The sequence below is a fragment of the Nonlabens sp. MIC269 genome (genome assembly GCF_001430865.1).
GTDB lineage: Bacteria > Bacteroidota > Bacteroidia > Flavobacteriales > Flavobacteriaceae > Nonlabens > Nonlabens tegetincola.
Genome location: NZ_CP011373.1, coordinates 54,294 through 69,689, shown reverse-complemented (window position 1 = coordinate 69,689; position 15,396 = coordinate 54,294). Strand labels below are relative to the sequence as shown.

At 35.3% G+C, this 15,396-nt stretch carries 13 protein-coding genes and 1 pseudogene; 13 read left to right on the top strand and 1 reads right to left on the bottom strand.

Going from position 1 to position 15,396, the window contains the following annotated elements; genetic code table 11:
* Positions 1–72 precede the first annotated feature (72 nt).
* The 4 genes from AAT17_RS00385 (at position 73) to AAT17_RS00365 (ending at position 4,145) form a co-directional block, all read left to right on the top strand.
* Positions 73–447 carry a hypothetical protein gene (locus AAT17_RS00385; RefSeq protein ID WP_060522426.1) on the top strand — a complete coding sequence of 125 codons (375 nt, stop codon included), beginning with the start codon at positions 73–75 and terminating at the stop codon, positions 445–447.
* A 631-nt stretch (positions 448–1,078) separates the two neighbouring features.
* A complete protein-coding gene (locus AAT17_RS00375) occupies positions 1,079–2,323 on the top strand; it encodes a serine hydrolase (protein WP_060522424.1) in 1,245 nt (414 codons plus the stop codon).
* A gap of 155 nt (positions 2,324–2,478) precedes the next feature.
* Positions 2,479–2,937 (top strand): RidA family protein, encoded by a 459-nt coding sequence (locus AAT17_RS00370; RefSeq protein WP_060522423.1) that lies wholly within the window; start codon positions 2,479–2,481, stop codon positions 2,935–2,937.
* Between the two features lie 146 nt (positions 2,938–3,083).
* Entirely contained in the window at positions 3,084–4,145 is a 1,062-nt protein-coding gene (locus AAT17_RS00365; protein WP_082586861.1) for an acyltransferase, read from the top strand.
* 167 nt (positions 4,146–4,312) lie between these two features.
* Here the strand turns inward: AAT17_RS00365 and AAT17_RS00360 are convergent, their stop codons facing one another.
* Positions 4,313–4,903, bottom strand: a complete 591-nt coding sequence (locus AAT17_RS00360; protein WP_042279147.1) for an NAD(P)H-dependent oxidoreductase — start codon at positions 4,901–4,903, stop codon at positions 4,313–4,315.
* A 92-nt stretch (positions 4,904–4,995) separates the two neighbouring features.
* Here AAT17_RS00360 and AAT17_RS00355 point away from each other — a divergent pair, with 92 nt between their 5' ends.
* From AAT17_RS00355 to AAT17_RS00315, 9 genes and pseudogenes are all read left to right on the top strand, one after another.
* On the top strand, positions 4,996–5,916 hold the full coding sequence (locus AAT17_RS00355) for a LysR family transcriptional regulator (protein WP_060522421.1): 921 nt from the start codon (positions 4,996–4,998) through the stop codon (positions 5,914–5,916).
* Positions 5,917–6,718: 802 nt separating this feature from the next.
* Positions 6,719–7,306, top strand: coding sequence for a Crp/Fnr family transcriptional regulator (locus tag AAT17_RS00350; protein WP_060522420.1), 588 nt, complete (start codon positions 6,719–6,721; stop codon positions 7,304–7,306).
* A gap of 62 nt (positions 7,307–7,368) precedes the next feature.
* The gene (locus tag AAT17_RS00345; protein WP_060522419.1) at positions 7,369–7,821 is read left to right on the top strand and encodes a carboxymuconolactone decarboxylase family protein; all 453 of its coding nucleotides are present in this window, start codon (positions 7,369–7,371) and stop codon (positions 7,819–7,821) included.
* 234 nt (positions 7,822–8,055) lie between these two features.
* Positions 8,056–8,748 carry a DUF6624 domain-containing protein gene (locus AAT17_RS00340; protein WP_253279774.1) on the top strand — a complete coding sequence of 231 codons (693 nt, stop codon included), beginning with the start codon at positions 8,056–8,058 and terminating at the stop codon, positions 8,746–8,748.
* 124 nt (positions 8,749–8,872) lie between these two features.
* A complete protein-coding gene (locus tag AAT17_RS00335) occupies positions 8,873–9,838 on the top strand; it encodes a PD40 domain-containing protein (protein WP_082586860.1) in 966 nt (321 codons plus the stop codon).
* Between the two features lie 43 nt (positions 9,839–9,881).
* Positions 9,882–10,433: a DinB family protein gene (locus tag AAT17_RS00330; RefSeq protein ID WP_060522417.1), complete on the top strand. Its 552-nt coding sequence runs from the start codon at positions 9,882–9,884 to the stop codon at positions 10,431–10,433.
* 107 nt (positions 10,434–10,540) lie between these two features.
* Complete coding sequence (locus AAT17_RS00325; protein WP_060522416.1) at positions 10,541–10,984, top strand: GNAT family N-acetyltransferase; 444 nt, start codon at positions 10,541–10,543, stop codon at positions 10,982–10,984.
* Between the two features lie 451 nt (positions 10,985–11,435).
* Entirely contained in the window at positions 11,436–13,853 is a 2,418-nt protein-coding gene (locus AAT17_RS00320) for a TonB-dependent receptor plug domain-containing protein (protein WP_367379281.1), read from the top strand.
* A gap of 11 nt (positions 13,854–13,864) precedes the next feature.
* Positions 13,865–15,219: pseudogene (locus tag AAT17_RS00315) on the top strand (hypothetical protein).
* Positions 15,220–15,396: the final 177 nt, after the last annotated feature.

The following is a 15,396-nucleotide window of genomic DNA, read 5'->3' as shown; positions in this document are numbered from 1 at the left end:
AAAATCCTCGCGGATTTCCAGTAACGAGCCATACACAAAACCGTTGTGTGTAAGCTGGATAAACTGAATAAAATGCCTCATAATTTACTAGATTGTTCTCAAGAATATACTGAAGAGACGTTTCAAGAAGTTAAAACCAGATATAGTGAATTTGGTAAAGACCTCTATGAAATTTTAAGAATTTACGAGCCTGAAATTTTTAAACATTTAAGATTTTATAAAGCGACTAAATTGATTGAAAAAACTACTTGGGGACAGGCTGAAACTGAAAATAGTTATGCAATATATGACGACGGAAAAAACTCTTTCGGAATACAACTTGAACCAATGACTCCAGTAATTTGTTTGCATAATAAACTGACTCAAATAGAAATTGGAGATTGGAATGGAAATGATTATTACGGAGATTCTATTGAATTCATAAAAAAAATGCTTTTGAAAAATTAAAAGCCTACACATAACACCGTATATAATTTATTGCTAGTTATAGCCTACTTACAAAAATCCTCGCGGATATTCAATTTGGTACTTACACGCAAAGTTAACTGCTTGATCACGCAACTACTCATTGTCGAAAGCATTATAACAATTTGAAATAATCACGACCGAACTAAAAAGACTAAATTCAGATATTATTTTAATACTCTACACAAACAGTTATAAGCTTGTAGTTAAAACAAAAACATTTAGCCATTTTCAATATTTATCAAGGGAAAAAATCTACTTTATTAAAAATCGGAACAGCTGAAGAAAAAAAGTTGTTTCAAAATGGAGAGTTTGAAAAGATTACCCAACTAATCAATAAGGAACATGCAATAAAACAGAATCTTTTATCCCACCATGAAATTGAAGCACATAAGAATGAACTTAATCTAATTTTTGATCGTCGATGGGATAAAAAATCTCTTCGGTATCTATCAAAAAAATACTGCGAGCCTGAAAAGGAAGTATCCACCTTTGAATCTGTAATGATGTTTCTTTGGGCGGTTTTTAGCTAATTATAATTGCAACATCAATAAAAATTCAAACTACACGCCATTTTTTTACTAGCTTTAAACCATACAAGCAACACTAACCAATGAAAAAAATAAAAAGAATTGCGCTCGTTTTACTCGCGCTTGTAATTTGGACAGCATTTGTAGGCTTTGGATTTATTGACGGCTTTCTATTGCGCCCTATCACCTCAAAAAATACTTCTGATAGTTTTATAAACGCTACCCAGGATGTGGTTGATCAAGAGTTCGTGGGCAATTTTGCCATGACTCTTATAGAAAACGGTGAGGTTTCACAAGATTATTTCTATGCCCAACAAGGTAACGTAGATCAAAATACCGTTTTTCCTGTTGCCTCTATAAGTAAATGGATCACCTCGTTTGGAGTTTTAAAACTGGTACAACAAGGTAACATAGATCTAGACACACCAGTTGATAAGTACCTAACTCGATGGCAATTGCCCGACAGTGATTTTGACAACAATAAAGTAACAGTAAGACGCTTATTGTCACATTCCTCAGGATTGATTGACGATTTAGGTTACAGTGGTTTTGCGGCTACTGACAGCATACAAACTATTGAAGAATCCCTAAATAAAGCTGCAGACACAGATTACTCCGATGGTGTGGCAATTGTAGGAGTTGAACCTGGAAGCCAGTACTTATATTCCGGCGCTGGTTATACCATCCTACAGTTACTTATTGAAGAAGTAAGCGGTCAACCCTTTACCCAGTATATGAAAAATGAGGTTCTTGACCCGTTAGAAATGTACCATTCTACCTTTGAATATCAGGACGCGACCAATAAACAACTTGCCCAAGTCTTTAAAGAAAATGGTGAGGTACGACCTATGAACAGGTTCACCGCACTAGCTGCTGCCGGATTGTACACTACTACTTACGATCTAGCTAAATTTTTAAACGCAAATGTGTCTAAAAATCCCGTGCTTTCAAGCTCAACTATTAATGAAATGGCCACTGCCGAAACCTTTATAGGCACCACTGGTATTTATGGTTTGGGACCTCATCTTTATAGTCAAAATGACAAAGACTCTCAAATAATTGGGCACGATGGTAGCGGTAATAATGCCATCAACACGGCGGCTAGAATTGACCTTAAATCCAAAGACGGCATCATTATTCTGGAAACGGGTAATTATGATATCGCATCGCGCATGGCAGATGAATGGATCTTCTGGAAAGCAGGAATTGCCGATTACGTAGTAATGCAACGCAATAAATCCTACCTTTTGACCTTGTTGCTGGTAGGTTATCTTCTAATTATTATCGGCGCTATTTTTATATTCAAAAGCAATAGCAAGCATTCATAAAGGCTTTCTGTTTGCAATAGTTACCGCAGTTTTTAGCTCTTGACTATGATTAATCGTACCTAATAGTAGGAAGTTTATTCCGCTTTCGCGAAAGCGAAATCACCACACCAATACTCTATAACAACAAACACGTTGAACCTGCACACACAGCCATCATGAACGAACTGAAAAATTTAAAAAAATTAGGCTACAACTTACCAGAAGCTTCCACTCCAGGTGGTAGTTATGTTTCGGTTAATGTAAGAGGTCGTATTGCCTATATAGCGATTCAATTTCCCATTTTAAATGGAACCTATAAATTTCAAGGAAAACTGGGAAAAGAAGTGACCACACAGCAAGGATATCAAGCCATGGAATTGTGCGCGTTAAATGTACTAGCGCAAATAAAGGATAAAATAGGCTTTGATAATCTACTAGGAATTAACCACATAGATGCGTATTATCAAGCTGCGCCCGATTGGGATGAATCACCGCAGGTAGTTAATGGAGCCTCTGATTTATTTTTAAAAATTTTGGAAGAAAAAGGACAACACAGTCGGGCAATTTTTGGAGTGCACAACCTGCCACGCAACTTCTGCGTTGGGTTAACGGTTACCTGTACGTTACACAATTAAGCGGCTATAGGTTGAATAAAACATTCCATAAATAAACTGATTATAAGGTATAGTTGCTATTCGTTATGGAATAATCGATCAAATAGTTATTGAAATTGTACTTTTAGAAACTTAAAAACCAACACGAGATACAACCACCACAAGGAATGAGTAGAACGCATTTTCACACCTTTGACGCCATGCGTTTTTTTGCCTTTTTACTGGTGTTTCTATTGCATTTACCCAAAACCAATATTCCCTATGTCGATTTTTTCTTAAAAAGCGGTTCTATAGGTGTTATTTTCTTCTTTGTATTGAGTGGTTTTCTCATTACCTACATCCTACTTTATGAAAAGGAAAACCGTGGTAGTATTTCCCTTAAAAAGTTTTTTGCACGCAGAATTCTTAGGATCTGGCCGTTATTTTATTTGCTAGTAGCATTTGCTTACTTATCGCCTTTTTTACTCAGGCTATTCCACATTCCTTTTGAAAATCAAGGCTATGAACCTAGGCTATGGGTATCCTTACTATTTGCAGAAAATTACATGATGATGATCACCGATCAATTTCCCGATGGTGCTCCTTTACGAGTAATGTGGTCCATTTGTATAGAGGAACATTTTTATATTCTTTGGGGCATTTTATTCTATTTGCTGCCCGTTAAACGCATTCTTCCTCTATCGCTTTGTTGCATATTGCTCGCTCATATAGTGCGGTTTATTTATGCTTATTACGACATTACTCCTATAGATTTATTTACACATCTGGACTATTTTGCCTTTGGTGCTATACCAGCGTACTTGTTCATGTATAAAAAACACACAATTGAGCAACTCAATAAAATTCCTAAGGCTGTCAAATACCTTTTTGCATTAATAACACTAGGCGTAGTTTTCACTATACCTAACCTAGAATGGGAACAAATAGATTATCTTTTTCCTTTATTATGGGGAATACTTTTCTCAGTTTGTATACTCTTTACCTTGGGAAGCAATCCGCTAAGAATAAGTAACAATTCCTGGTTGACAAAGTTGGGGTTATACACCTATGGTTTGTACTTATACCATACTATTATCATCTTGTTGCTGTTGAAATTTATTCCCGTATTGCAATTCTCGCATTGGCTATTACTATCGGCTAGCGCATTACTGCTCACGATACTTGTAAGTATCATCTCCTATCGTGTATTTGAAAAGCCCTTTTTAAGATTGAAAAAGCACTTCTATTAATTTTGATAACCAACGCTGCACAACCCATCAATAAGGTATATCTACAGGAATGACAGGATCCCGCAAAACAATCTAGATAATCATTAAGTTAAAAATTGTTAGGTTGTTGAGTACGCTTTCGCGAAAGCGTACTAATTCAAAACCCTTTGTTAATACTCAGACTTTATCTAGTTAAAATGTTGGTCCAAAAAATGGTGGTATTTAGTTAGCTCTTTTTCAACATCGGCATTTTTTTCAATATCATGAAAATGAGTTGTGCCCAGTAAACTAAGACCGATGAATTGATTCATTTTATGAAAACCGAACAAAGGACCGTCATCTACGCTGGTTTGATTGAAAAACTCATTTTTAAGAGTAAAGGCCTCTTGCGGTGCATTCCAACTGGTGGTAAGTAGGTACTTTTTACCATGCAAACTACCACCTGTACCATAGTTTATTGCAGGATTGCTCCTGCTCCTACCATCACTTTTATAAATTCCTTTTTGGTGTCCGGCTGTAAAAACTTTATCCAGGTATTCTTTAAAACCAAAAGGTAGTTGAAACCACCAAATAGGTGTGTGATAAATGATAACATCGGCCCAAACGAATTTGTCCACTTCTTCTTGTAACTCATAACTATCGCCTACTTGAGTGGTTTTGATTGTATAATTACCAGTAGACTGTAAATAGGAAACTGTAGTTTCTAATAAGGTTCTATTGAATCGGCCAGGTGAATGTGCAAAAGCATGACCACCATTGATAATAAAGATATTTTTCATTGTTTCTAAATTCAAATTTTAGACAAAACTACAGGCAGTACATGTATTATAAAAATAATATAAATTATACATTTGTATAAATATTTTAATACATGATGAATTTAGAATGGTATAGGACATTCATAGCGATTTATGAAAAACATACCTTGACTAAGGCAGCTGAATATTTATATACCTCACAACCAGGAGTAAGTGTTCATTTAAATGCGCTGGAATCCTACATTGGTAAAAAGCTATTTGAACGTACATCTAGGAAAATGATTCCTACTGAAGACGGCAAGCTCTTGTACAGCAATATCATTGAACCTATTAAAAAATTAGAACGCGCCGAACAGCACTTTAAAAGAACTTCAAAAGATGTTATTCCTTCTATTAATATAGGCATGTGTACAGAAACGTTCCAAACCATTCTTGAAAATGAAGTGCCTACTTTACCCTTTAATCTAGTGGCAAAATTTGGAGAACATCAAGACCTAATGAAAGATTTGAATAAAGGTTTGCTTGATCTAGTTATCACACCTCGTAAACATGATAAGTACACGCTTACACAGTACGAGGCGTTTGCGCAAGAACATATTGTTATGGTTGCTGGTAGCGATACAGATGTCAAACAGATTACAGCATTAATCGAGGAACAGAATTTCGATCTTTTAGAATCCGAATTAAAAACAAGAGTATGGTACAGTGCTTCTAATGAAATGGAGCATTTCAGACGCTTTTGGTACGAGAGTTTTAAGAAGCGAGTAGATTTTAAACCTAATTATATTTTACCGAATATTGGTTCTATCATAAGATGTATTGAAAATAACAACGGATTTGCCATTGTTCCCGATTTTTTGGTCAAATCATCGATTGAAAGTAATAAAGTAAAACTTGTCTGGCGTGGTAAAAAGGCAATTTCAAATACCTTATATTTCGCTACTAGAGAAGATTTAAAATTTAAGAAAGAGATCAACTGTATCAAAGATATCTTTATCAGAAAAATGAAGAATACTTCGGTGCTTGGTGTATAGCCAGAAGTTTGTCAAAATTTGAGTAATGCAGACTATAAACCATTCTTTTAGAGTTAAATGAGCACTATTATGTTCTACCCTATTAAATTTTCCTTCAAATTATAAATTACGTTTTAACCACCAATACAACTAACTCATTATGTTTTTTCCTAAGGACATTCTTTATGTCAAATTATACCTGGATAAGATTGAAATTAGAAATATTCGAACTTTAAAATCTATTACTTCTTATCCACAATTAAAATATTCAAATGATAGGCTGTAAGTTGCTAATTTTGATCATGCATGTACTGAATTAAAAAAGAGTATTGCCCAAGTAACGACCAATAATAAACTTACCAAAATTGCAACTGTCGTTTTTCAACCCATGCATACTAGTATTACTGATTTTAGTCAGGTAGAATTAATGAGTTTTAGGGATTTATGTAACATTTGTGGAGCTTGTAAAGTATTTCTTTATTTGGAAAAAGACACATTAACAGATGCAAGTATTTTACAAAACTTAACTTCTAAAAATTCCGTTTTTACCATTTGATAAAAAACCTCAATTGCTGTGACTGGATAATTCTGGTTGCATTTATTCCGTGGACAGCACATTCAAAAGTTTATTTAAAGAATAAAGTAATTAAGTATTCAAATATTATCAGTTATTATAAATAAGCACTAGGTATACTTATCAAAAAACAAAGCTAGATTCTTGATGATTTGGGTAATTTAGTACAGGAATACGCCAAGAAGTAACTAGATTAAAAATCTAACTGTAACCTATTTATACATAACCCAATTAAGCTATTAATAAATAATGATGCTGACCGAAAAAGAACAATTATCCAAGTATTTAAATAGATATGCCTATATAGCTCAGGAAGAAGTTGACCTTATGTTCAGATTAATGGAAATTCGTAAAACAAAAAAATCTGAATACCTTCTAGAAGCAGGCAATATTTGTAGATATCAGTACTTTATTTTAAACGGGTTAACCCGAACCTTTTACATTGACAGTAATGGAAATGAAAAAATAACTCAATTTGCTATGGAGAATTGGTGGCTTACCAATTGGCATAGTTATAAAAGTGAAACACCATCTGAGAGTTACATACAAGCATTGGAAAATACCACTGTATTACAAATAAGAAAATCTGATCTAGAACACGTATTCGAGGAAATTCCCAGTCTTGAACGGGCATTCAGAAAAATAACCGAAAATTGGCTTATTGCCATTCAAAGGCGCAGCGAGTTCTATCTTAAATTAGACAGTAAAAGCAGGTATGAAAAATTCATTTCAGCTCTACCTGACTTCGCACAGCGCGTACCACAATACATGATCGCTTCCTATTTAGAAATCACACCTCAACATTTAAGCACGATAAGAGCAAAACTTGTTTATTAAGATATCTTAACTTAATTCGTGTTTCTGAAAAATACATTTGTTCCTGATAAAACAAATAAAACATGGAACGAATATCATTTAAAGAAATCCCTAATAACGTATTGGAAAAACTAATAGGTTTAGAAAACTATATCAATAACTCAAACCTAGAGATAACATTATTAGAATTAATGCGCCTAAGGGTAGCACAAATTAATGGATGTGCCTACTGTGTTGATATGCATTACAAAGAATTGAAGAACCTGGGAGAAACCGATTTACGTTTGTCCACGCTCGTGGTTTGGGAAGAAACAAACTTTTTTACCGATAAGGAAAGAGCGGTACTGCGTTTTACAGAAGTACTCACTACACTTAACGGTAAACCTATTTCAAATGCTCAATACGATGATTTACGTAGTTTTTTCATCAATGATGAGATCATCACTTTAACTTTAGCGATTGCTCAAATCAATACATGGACCAGATTAATGAAAACATTTCAAATCGAGGCTGGTAAGTACAAAGTGAATCGTTAAAAACATAGGTATTTAAACATTTTTCAGATAGATCCTACTTGATCAAAATAGACCTTTATGGATTACGCTTTCGCGAAAGCGTAAACACCGCCATCCTAGTGTATAATTAGTGTCATACCTTTAATGAGCAAGCATCTATAGGCATAGGTTGTCCTATTCCTGTTACTTAAAACATGGTATCTTTAACCACAATTAAATACTTAAGCCTACTTGTAACCTTATAACAATATGAAAATGAAAATTCATAAAATGGTAATTATCGTGTTAATGATAAGCTTTATAAGTTGTAATAAACAAGATGTAAAGGATCACTCCGATCACGTGGAAATGAATATGGATTTGAAAAATGAATTGGAGACCATTTTAATCAAAGATCAAGGAATAAGGGAACTTGTAAATGGAAATGTAAGTGATGAAAGAAAAGCAGAATTACTAGTACAAATGCAGATCAATGAATCGGATATTGAAGGAATTAAACGATTTGAACTCATGCAACAAATTGACAGTATTAATCTAGCTAAAATCGAAAAAATCATTGCAGAATATGGTTATCCTGGTAAATCCTTAGTAGGAGAACCTGCAAACAAAGCGGCTTTTTACGTCATACAACATTCCAAACAAATAGGCACCTATTTACCATTGATTAGAAAGGCTGCAGCGGCTGGTGACATAACTCAAACATCCCTTGCGATGATGGAAGATAGGAACCTGATGGAGCAAGGTCAAGAACAGATTTATGGAACTCAAATCAAAGGAAAAGCCAATAAACAAGGTGCATGGATCTATTTCTTGTGGCCTGTTAAAAATGCAGATTCGGTTAATTTGAAGAGAAAAGAAGTTGGATTTGACCAAAGCCTTGAAGAATACCTAAAAAGTATGGAAGTAGAGTTCCAGTTGTACACCTTAAATGAAGTAAATGAACTGTAACATCTTTTACAACAACTAATTAACTTACATAAACTCTATTTTATCTATCTTTAAAAGATTATGACTCATGCTTAACGACTATTTAGTCGTGCATGCTGTCAATCAATCAAAAAATTAAAAGAGTTTGAAGTATTTTATTGTAACCCTAGCAGTTGCTATAGTCCTCGGTTTGATAGGTTGTGACAGTAAGGAAAAAACATCCCAAATAGCCTATGCCTCGCAACCTATAACCACGCCTACTCCTTTTGCCGAAGGAGTAATTTCAACTAGTGACAATAGCGAGTTTGATATCACCTTTACTCCAGATGGGCTTACAGCCTACTTTTCTAGAAGAGTTCCAGGAGAAAAACAAAAGATCTATGTCACTCGATTTCTAAATGAATCCTGGTCAACTCCTACCCTAGCCCAATTCTCGACAGACCGTGACGAAACCGCCTTTATTACTCCTGATGGTAAGTATTTTTTCTTTGGATCAGAACGACCGATTCCTGATAAACCCAATCTAGGGAATTTTGATATGAATATCTGGATGATGGAAAAAACTAAAGATGGATGGAGCGATCCAAAACCTTTACCAGAACCTATCAATGAAGTTCAAATTAAAGAGGAAGAATGGCCGTCATCCAACAATAATTTCTTTTTTACCAACGACAATTACAGGTACTATTACACCACGATGATGCGCGGTACACAAAGTGTAAAACTGTATACAACTACCTATGATGGAGAAACATTTTCACAACCCGAAGTGATTAATGGCATTTTTGAAGATGATAAAACCTGGATTTATTCTTCTGTACTTTCTCCAAATGGTGAGTATCTTGTCTTTAACTCTTACGATGCTCCAGGAGGAACCGGTGGTGAAGATATATTCATTTCAAAAAAAACGGTTGATGGATGGAGCAAGGCCAAACCTATAGGAAGCCTTATCAACACAAAGGATGAGGAAAGCAGTCCTCGATTTTCTAGAGACGGCAAGTATTTCTTTTTTAGCCGTGCAGAAAATTTAGGTAATTATGAATACGGTGAATGGAGTATTTATTTTATTGAAACAGAATCGCTCCACCTAGAAAACCTATTTGAACAGTAATTGAAAAACCTAAATGTTCTTCTAAAAAAAATAACTTAGTTCAATGAAAAATACCTCGTACTTTTTTTATTTCACTCTATTAGTTGCTTTGCTTTTTGCTGTGCAACCTGCCATAGCGCAAGAAGATGACTTTATCAATGAATATATTGAACGGCTGGAACGATCTAAAGAATATTTGATTCTGGTGGCAGAAACCATGCCCGAAGAGCAATATTCCTATCGCCCTACTGAAGAATCTCTCAGTTTTGCTGAAAACTTAATGCATATAGGTTGGGCCATGGATTGGCACAGTCAATCCTTAATGGGTGGAAGACCTGCTAGAGATTGGAACACCGATACAGAACTAAAAGTGGATAAAAAAAGTAAAGCGGAGATGATTGCCAAAATCAAAGAAACCTTTAATCAGACAATAGCGTTTATCCAGAGTTTTGATACGAATAAATTAAGCGAGCGACTGGATTATTTTGGTGCCAATAGAACTAAAAGGCAAATTTTATTATTACTTACCGATCATATTACTCATCATCGAGGTCAAATGCTTGTCCACTTGCGTTTAAATGGTTTAAAACCGCCTAGATATGTTCTTTATCAGTAGTGTATTTGTTTTAAGGATTATAATGATTATCTAATTGCTCAAATCATTTCTTATTGCTTTAAATTTGTGGTTGAAACCTTATGCGACTTACTTAATTACAACCAATCATGACACATAGAGAAGCTCAGAAAGATAATTTTACTATTTCGACAGATAAAAGCAAATTGGACCTGATTAGTATTCACGAATTTCTTTCTAAAGAAACCGATTGGGCACATGGTATTCCAATTGACACTGTAAAGAAGTCGATTGAGAATTCTTTGTGTTTTGGTGTGTATGATCAAGGTCAACAAATTGGTTTTGCAAGAGTAATTTCAGACTTCTCTACTATTGCTTACCTAGGTGACGTCTATGTTTTAAATGAATATCGCGGTAATGGTTTGAGCAAGTGGCTCATGGAAGAAATTATGAATCATCCCAACCTTCAAGGGTTAAGACGCTGGATTCTACTTACCAATACGGCTGAATGGTTATACAAGAAATTCGGATTTACAGAAATTCCAAATCCAGAATTTTACATGGAGAAACACGATCCAAATGTTTATAAGTAAGATTTAAAAGTTCTTTTATTAGAAAAATGAACACTTTCAAATCACAAAGAACTGAGATAAAAAACAAACTCTTTTTAGCCCTTTTTTAATGAACTAATTTTTGTGTTCATATCATCAGTCAATTCTTAATTTACTATTGCCAAAATATTCTTTGTCAGTTAGTTCCTTCCTCGAATAAAACTATTTCGTCGTTAAGCAAGTACCTAAAATGATAGGTACAAACTTGCTCTATACTGATTGCGCTTTCGCGAAAGCGTAACTAGTACCCACCTTTTACATTATATCCGTGCTGTAAAAAAGTGAATGGTAAACTCAAAAATTCTATAAATAGCACTCTAACAACTGTTTAATAATAGAATCTGATTCTAGTCTTAAAATAAAACAATTTATATGTTATTTTTATTTGGATTAAATCTAAATAGAGAATAAGTTTGCACCCAAAATTGAACCATTGAAACATTTTTGGGTAATAAGCATGGTACTACTTTGTGGAATAAAATCTTATTCACAACAAGGTACCCTTCAGGGATATGTTTTTTTTGATACTAATCAACCAGCACTTGCAGCATCTATTATTGTAAAGAACACAAACTTCAAAAAAGAGGCTACTGCTGGTGTTAAAGGTGATTTCATAATCAAGAATCTTCCTTACGGTACTTATCTTCTTGAAATTACCTCGTTAAATGCAAAACCCTTCACGCAAACAATCACTATCGATCAACCTTTAACGAGCCTATACCCTATTCTTGAATCTACCGATTTACAAGAATTGCAGGAAGTGCTAGTAAAAACTGAAACGGACAAACGCCGCAAGGAAACTCAAGGTTTTTCGGTAACACTTATAAATACCGAAGAAGCCGGGACTAGAAACATTCAAACCAATGAGTTATTAAATAATGCGGTTGGTGTAAAACTGAGACAAAATGGTGGATTGGGTTCACAGGTCCAGTACAGTTTGAATGGTTTGTCAGGAAGTTCGGTAAGTATTTTTATTGATGGAATTCCTATATCGATGTACGGTTCTTCCTTTAATTTAAATAGCATTCCGCCAGCACTTATTGAGGATATTGAAGTGTATAAAGGTGTAGTGCCTGGTCACCTGGCAGATGATGCTCTAGGTGGCGTAATTAACGTTATTCTAAAAAAAGGAACAAAAAGTAATTTAAATGCGTCGGTTTCCTATGGATCATTCAATACCTTTCAATCTAATGTAAATGGCTTATATAGGCTGGACAAATCTGGTTTTACAGTCAAAGCTTCTGGTTTTTACAACTATTCTGACAACGATTATAAAATAAGTGGTCCTACTATTGTGGACATAGGATTAGGTGGTCAAGAAACACGTATTACAGCACGCAGATTTCACGATGCTTATAGATCAGTAGGTGGTATCCTTCAAGTAGGTTACACCAATGTTTCCTGGGCCGATCAATTTTTTGTAGGCCTTACTGGATCAGATGATTACAAAGAAGTACAACATGGTGCTTTTGTTACCAAAATCCCTTACAAAGGAAGGTTCCTAGAGTCTGATGCACTGCTTGCCAATCTGACTTACCAGAAGAAGGATCTATTGGTAAAAGGTCTTGATGTAAATGTAAACGGTCTTATAGGCCAGCGCAATCGTGTGGTTAACGATACTGTAGCACAGGCTTATAGCTGGACTGGCGATAGAGCTATTGATTTTCAAGGAAACGAATTTGAATACACATGGGGCTCACAACAAGAAGGTGGTCCTACCCTATTACATATTAATAGGAAAGTGGCTTCCATAAGATCTGGATTGTCTTATGCTTTTAATCAAGATAACAGGATTCTTGTAAATCATGTGTACAGTGGTCTGGATCGCGTGGATGAGGATAGATGGTTGAGTACGTTAGAGAATTCTTTGGCTCAATCCAGCAATTTGTATAAAAACATTTACTCGCTGAGTTATGAACTGGATCTTTTTGAAAATAGATGGAAGCTAAACGCCTTTGGTAAACATTACCGCCAGAAGGTAGAAAACATCAAACCAGAATTTAATGATGACCGCACTCAAATTGTTGATGAGGTATTCACCAGCAATAAAAATTACAACGGTTACGGATTTGCCACTTCGTACGCCATAAGTGACGACTTTATGGTTTTACTTTCGGCAGAAAGAGCAATACGTTTACCTAGCGAGAATGAAGTTTTTGGTGATGCTGGTGACAATATTATCCCTAACCTAACTGTACAGCCAGAAATTAGTGAAAATGTAAATCTAGGATTTCGATTAGGAAAGTATACGTATAAAAAGCATGAGATCAGTCTTTCTACTAACCTCTTTTCTCGACGTATAAAAGACTTGATAGGCTTACCAGCAAATGCCGAAGAGCTAGGTGAAAATGATGAACTGGTACAGTTTGACAATTTCAATGAAGAAACAAACTCTAGAGGTTTTGAAGCCCAAGTACAGTACACTTACGATAATAATTTGGGCATCAATTTTAATGTCTCAAAACTTAGATTAAAAACTCAAAACCGCCGTGGCCAAACTGTTGATATTCCTAATACACCTTTATTTACTATGAATACGGCCGTTAGGTATTCCATTAAAAATTTCTTACAGAAAAAGGCTAGACTTGATTTGTTTTACAACCATTACTTCACCGATGAATTTTCATACCAACTAGCACAAGGTAGCAATGTAAGCGGTCTAGATGCCTTCTTAATCCCTACCCAATTTGTACACGATTTTGGCTTCAGTTATGCTTTTCCTAAACAGGATATAGTCCTAAGCTTTGATATAAAAAACATTTTCAATGCCGATGCTTTTGATAACCGGTCTGTTCAAAAGCCTGGTCGAGCATTTTATTTAAAACTCAACTATTTCATCAACAAATTTTAATCACAATAACTATGAAAAAAAGATTTCTAAAATTTAGATCTATAAGTATCGCCATTGCTGCTCTTACTCTAGTAGTAGGTTGTAGCGACGACGATGAATCACCTAATGAACCTACTAACAATGCAGATAGGTGGATTACTGTTGCCGCAGCACGCATGGGAACAAATCCTGGTGATGGTAATGGAGGTACCTTAATTTACTCACTGAGTAAAGAAGATGCTCAAGACCCTAGCATTTCTATTGAACCCTTTGATAATGGGTTTATAGTTCCATCAAACCGTACAGCTCGTTTACAAGCTTCAGAAGATGGAAGCACCATCTTCAATATAAGCTATGCCGGTGACACTGGCGGTAATTACACTAAATATACCGTTAATGGTGGTCAGGATTTTGTACAAACAGGAACAGAAATAAGTATCGCACCTTATGTAGGAACAGCTCCTAGATGGATAAAGTTGTTCGAGGTGATCAAACTGGTTGCGCCGTATATGTTTCTACAGAGCATGAAGTAGATGACAATGGTACGCCTAATGATGCTACAGATGATACTTATTTAAGAACAGAAGCTACCGTAGGAATTGTAACACTAGATCTACAAGATTCTAGAATCCTAAACTTTCAAGAGATAAGTGTGCCGTTATCATCACAAGAAGAAGCAAATGGGTATTATTTCTCACGTGTGGACATGCCTACTTTAAATGCTGCAGGCGACAAACTGTATATAGGTGGACGTTTAAGTAAAATAGATCCGCAAACTTTAGATAGTGATAGCGGTTATGAAATTTTAGGTTCCAAAACTATCGTTCTAGATTACCCTAGTTTAAACAATCCACAAGTGATTACTTCAAGTGTAGGAACAGGTAATACAAATGGTTACCGCAGCATTAACGCCTTTGAATACAACGGTAGTGTTTATCAGGCAAATCAAGGCGATCCTAATGGTTCACACATTCTTAAAATTGGCCCTAACAATCAGTACGATGATTCCTATGTTTTTAGTCTGGATCAAGCATTAGGAGTAACTGGTTCTTATATTTTGGCATGGAGACCAGCGGCAAATGGTAAAGCAGTAGTTGCTTATCGTCATGATGGTTCACAAGATGGTGTAGCTGGTGCTCAAGGATACTTTGCCCTTGTTGATTTGAATGCTAAAACGGCTACAAAAATTGATCAAATTCCTTATGAGCCTGATTTCTACTTGTTCCAGTATCAAGGTTTTGCTGTTGACGGTAATGATATTTACCTCACCCAAGCACCTGTAGGTAAAGATGGAAACATCTATGTTATCGATACAGAAAGCGGTCAGGTAACTAAGGGTGCGCAACTTATCAATGTACCTGGCAGTCACTTTATAGGCGCTTGGTAATTGTCTAATCATGTTTAGTCCACTTAAAGGCTGTCCGCTTAGGACAGCTTTTTTACTTTGCTTTTTTTCTTCATTGTATAGGAGTAGCGATCTGATTTTTTAGGGTTTTATAGTAGTTGTAATTACGCTTTCGCGAAAGCGTAAAAACCAATAACCCTTAGTATTATGTAGTCCTTG

Coding starts and splice junctions, on each gene's coding strand:
- AAT17_RS00330 (WP_060522417.1), top strand. CDS start 9,882: ATGAAAAATACCTCGTACTTTTTTTATTTCACTCTATTAGTTGCTTTG.
- AAT17_RS00365 (WP_082586861.1), top strand. CDS start 3,084: ATGAGTAGAACGCATTTTCACACCTTTGACGCCATGCGTTTTTTTGCC.
- AAT17_RS00370 (WP_060522423.1), top strand. CDS start 2,479: ATGAACGAACTGAAAAATTTAAAAAAATTAGGCTACAACTTACCAGAA.
- AAT17_RS00325 (WP_060522416.1), top strand. CDS start 10,541: ATGACACATAGAGAAGCTCAGAAAGATAATTTTACTATTTCGACAGAT.
- AAT17_RS00375 (WP_060522424.1), top strand. CDS start 1,079: ATGAAAAAAATAAAAAGAATTGCGCTCGTTTTACTCGCGCTTGTAATT.
- AAT17_RS00340 (WP_253279774.1), top strand. CDS start 8,056: ATGAAAATTCATAAAATGGTAATTATCGTGTTAATGATAAGCTTTATA.
- AAT17_RS00345 (WP_060522419.1), top strand. CDS start 7,369: ATGGAACGAATATCATTTAAAGAAATCCCTAATAACGTATTGGAAAAA.
- AAT17_RS00350 (WP_060522420.1), top strand. CDS start 6,719: ATGATGCTGACCGAAAAAGAACAATTATCCAAGTATTTAAATAGATAT.
- AAT17_RS00385 (WP_060522426.1), top strand. CDS start 73: ATGCCTCATAATTTACTAGATTGTTCTCAAGAATATACTGAAGAGACG.
- AAT17_RS00360 (WP_042279147.1), bottom strand. CDS start 4,903: ATGAAAAATATCTTTATTATCAATGGTGGTCATGCTTTTGCACATTCA.
- AAT17_RS00355 (WP_060522421.1), top strand. CDS start 4,996: ATGATGAATTTAGAATGGTATAGGACATTCATAGCGATTTATGAAAAA.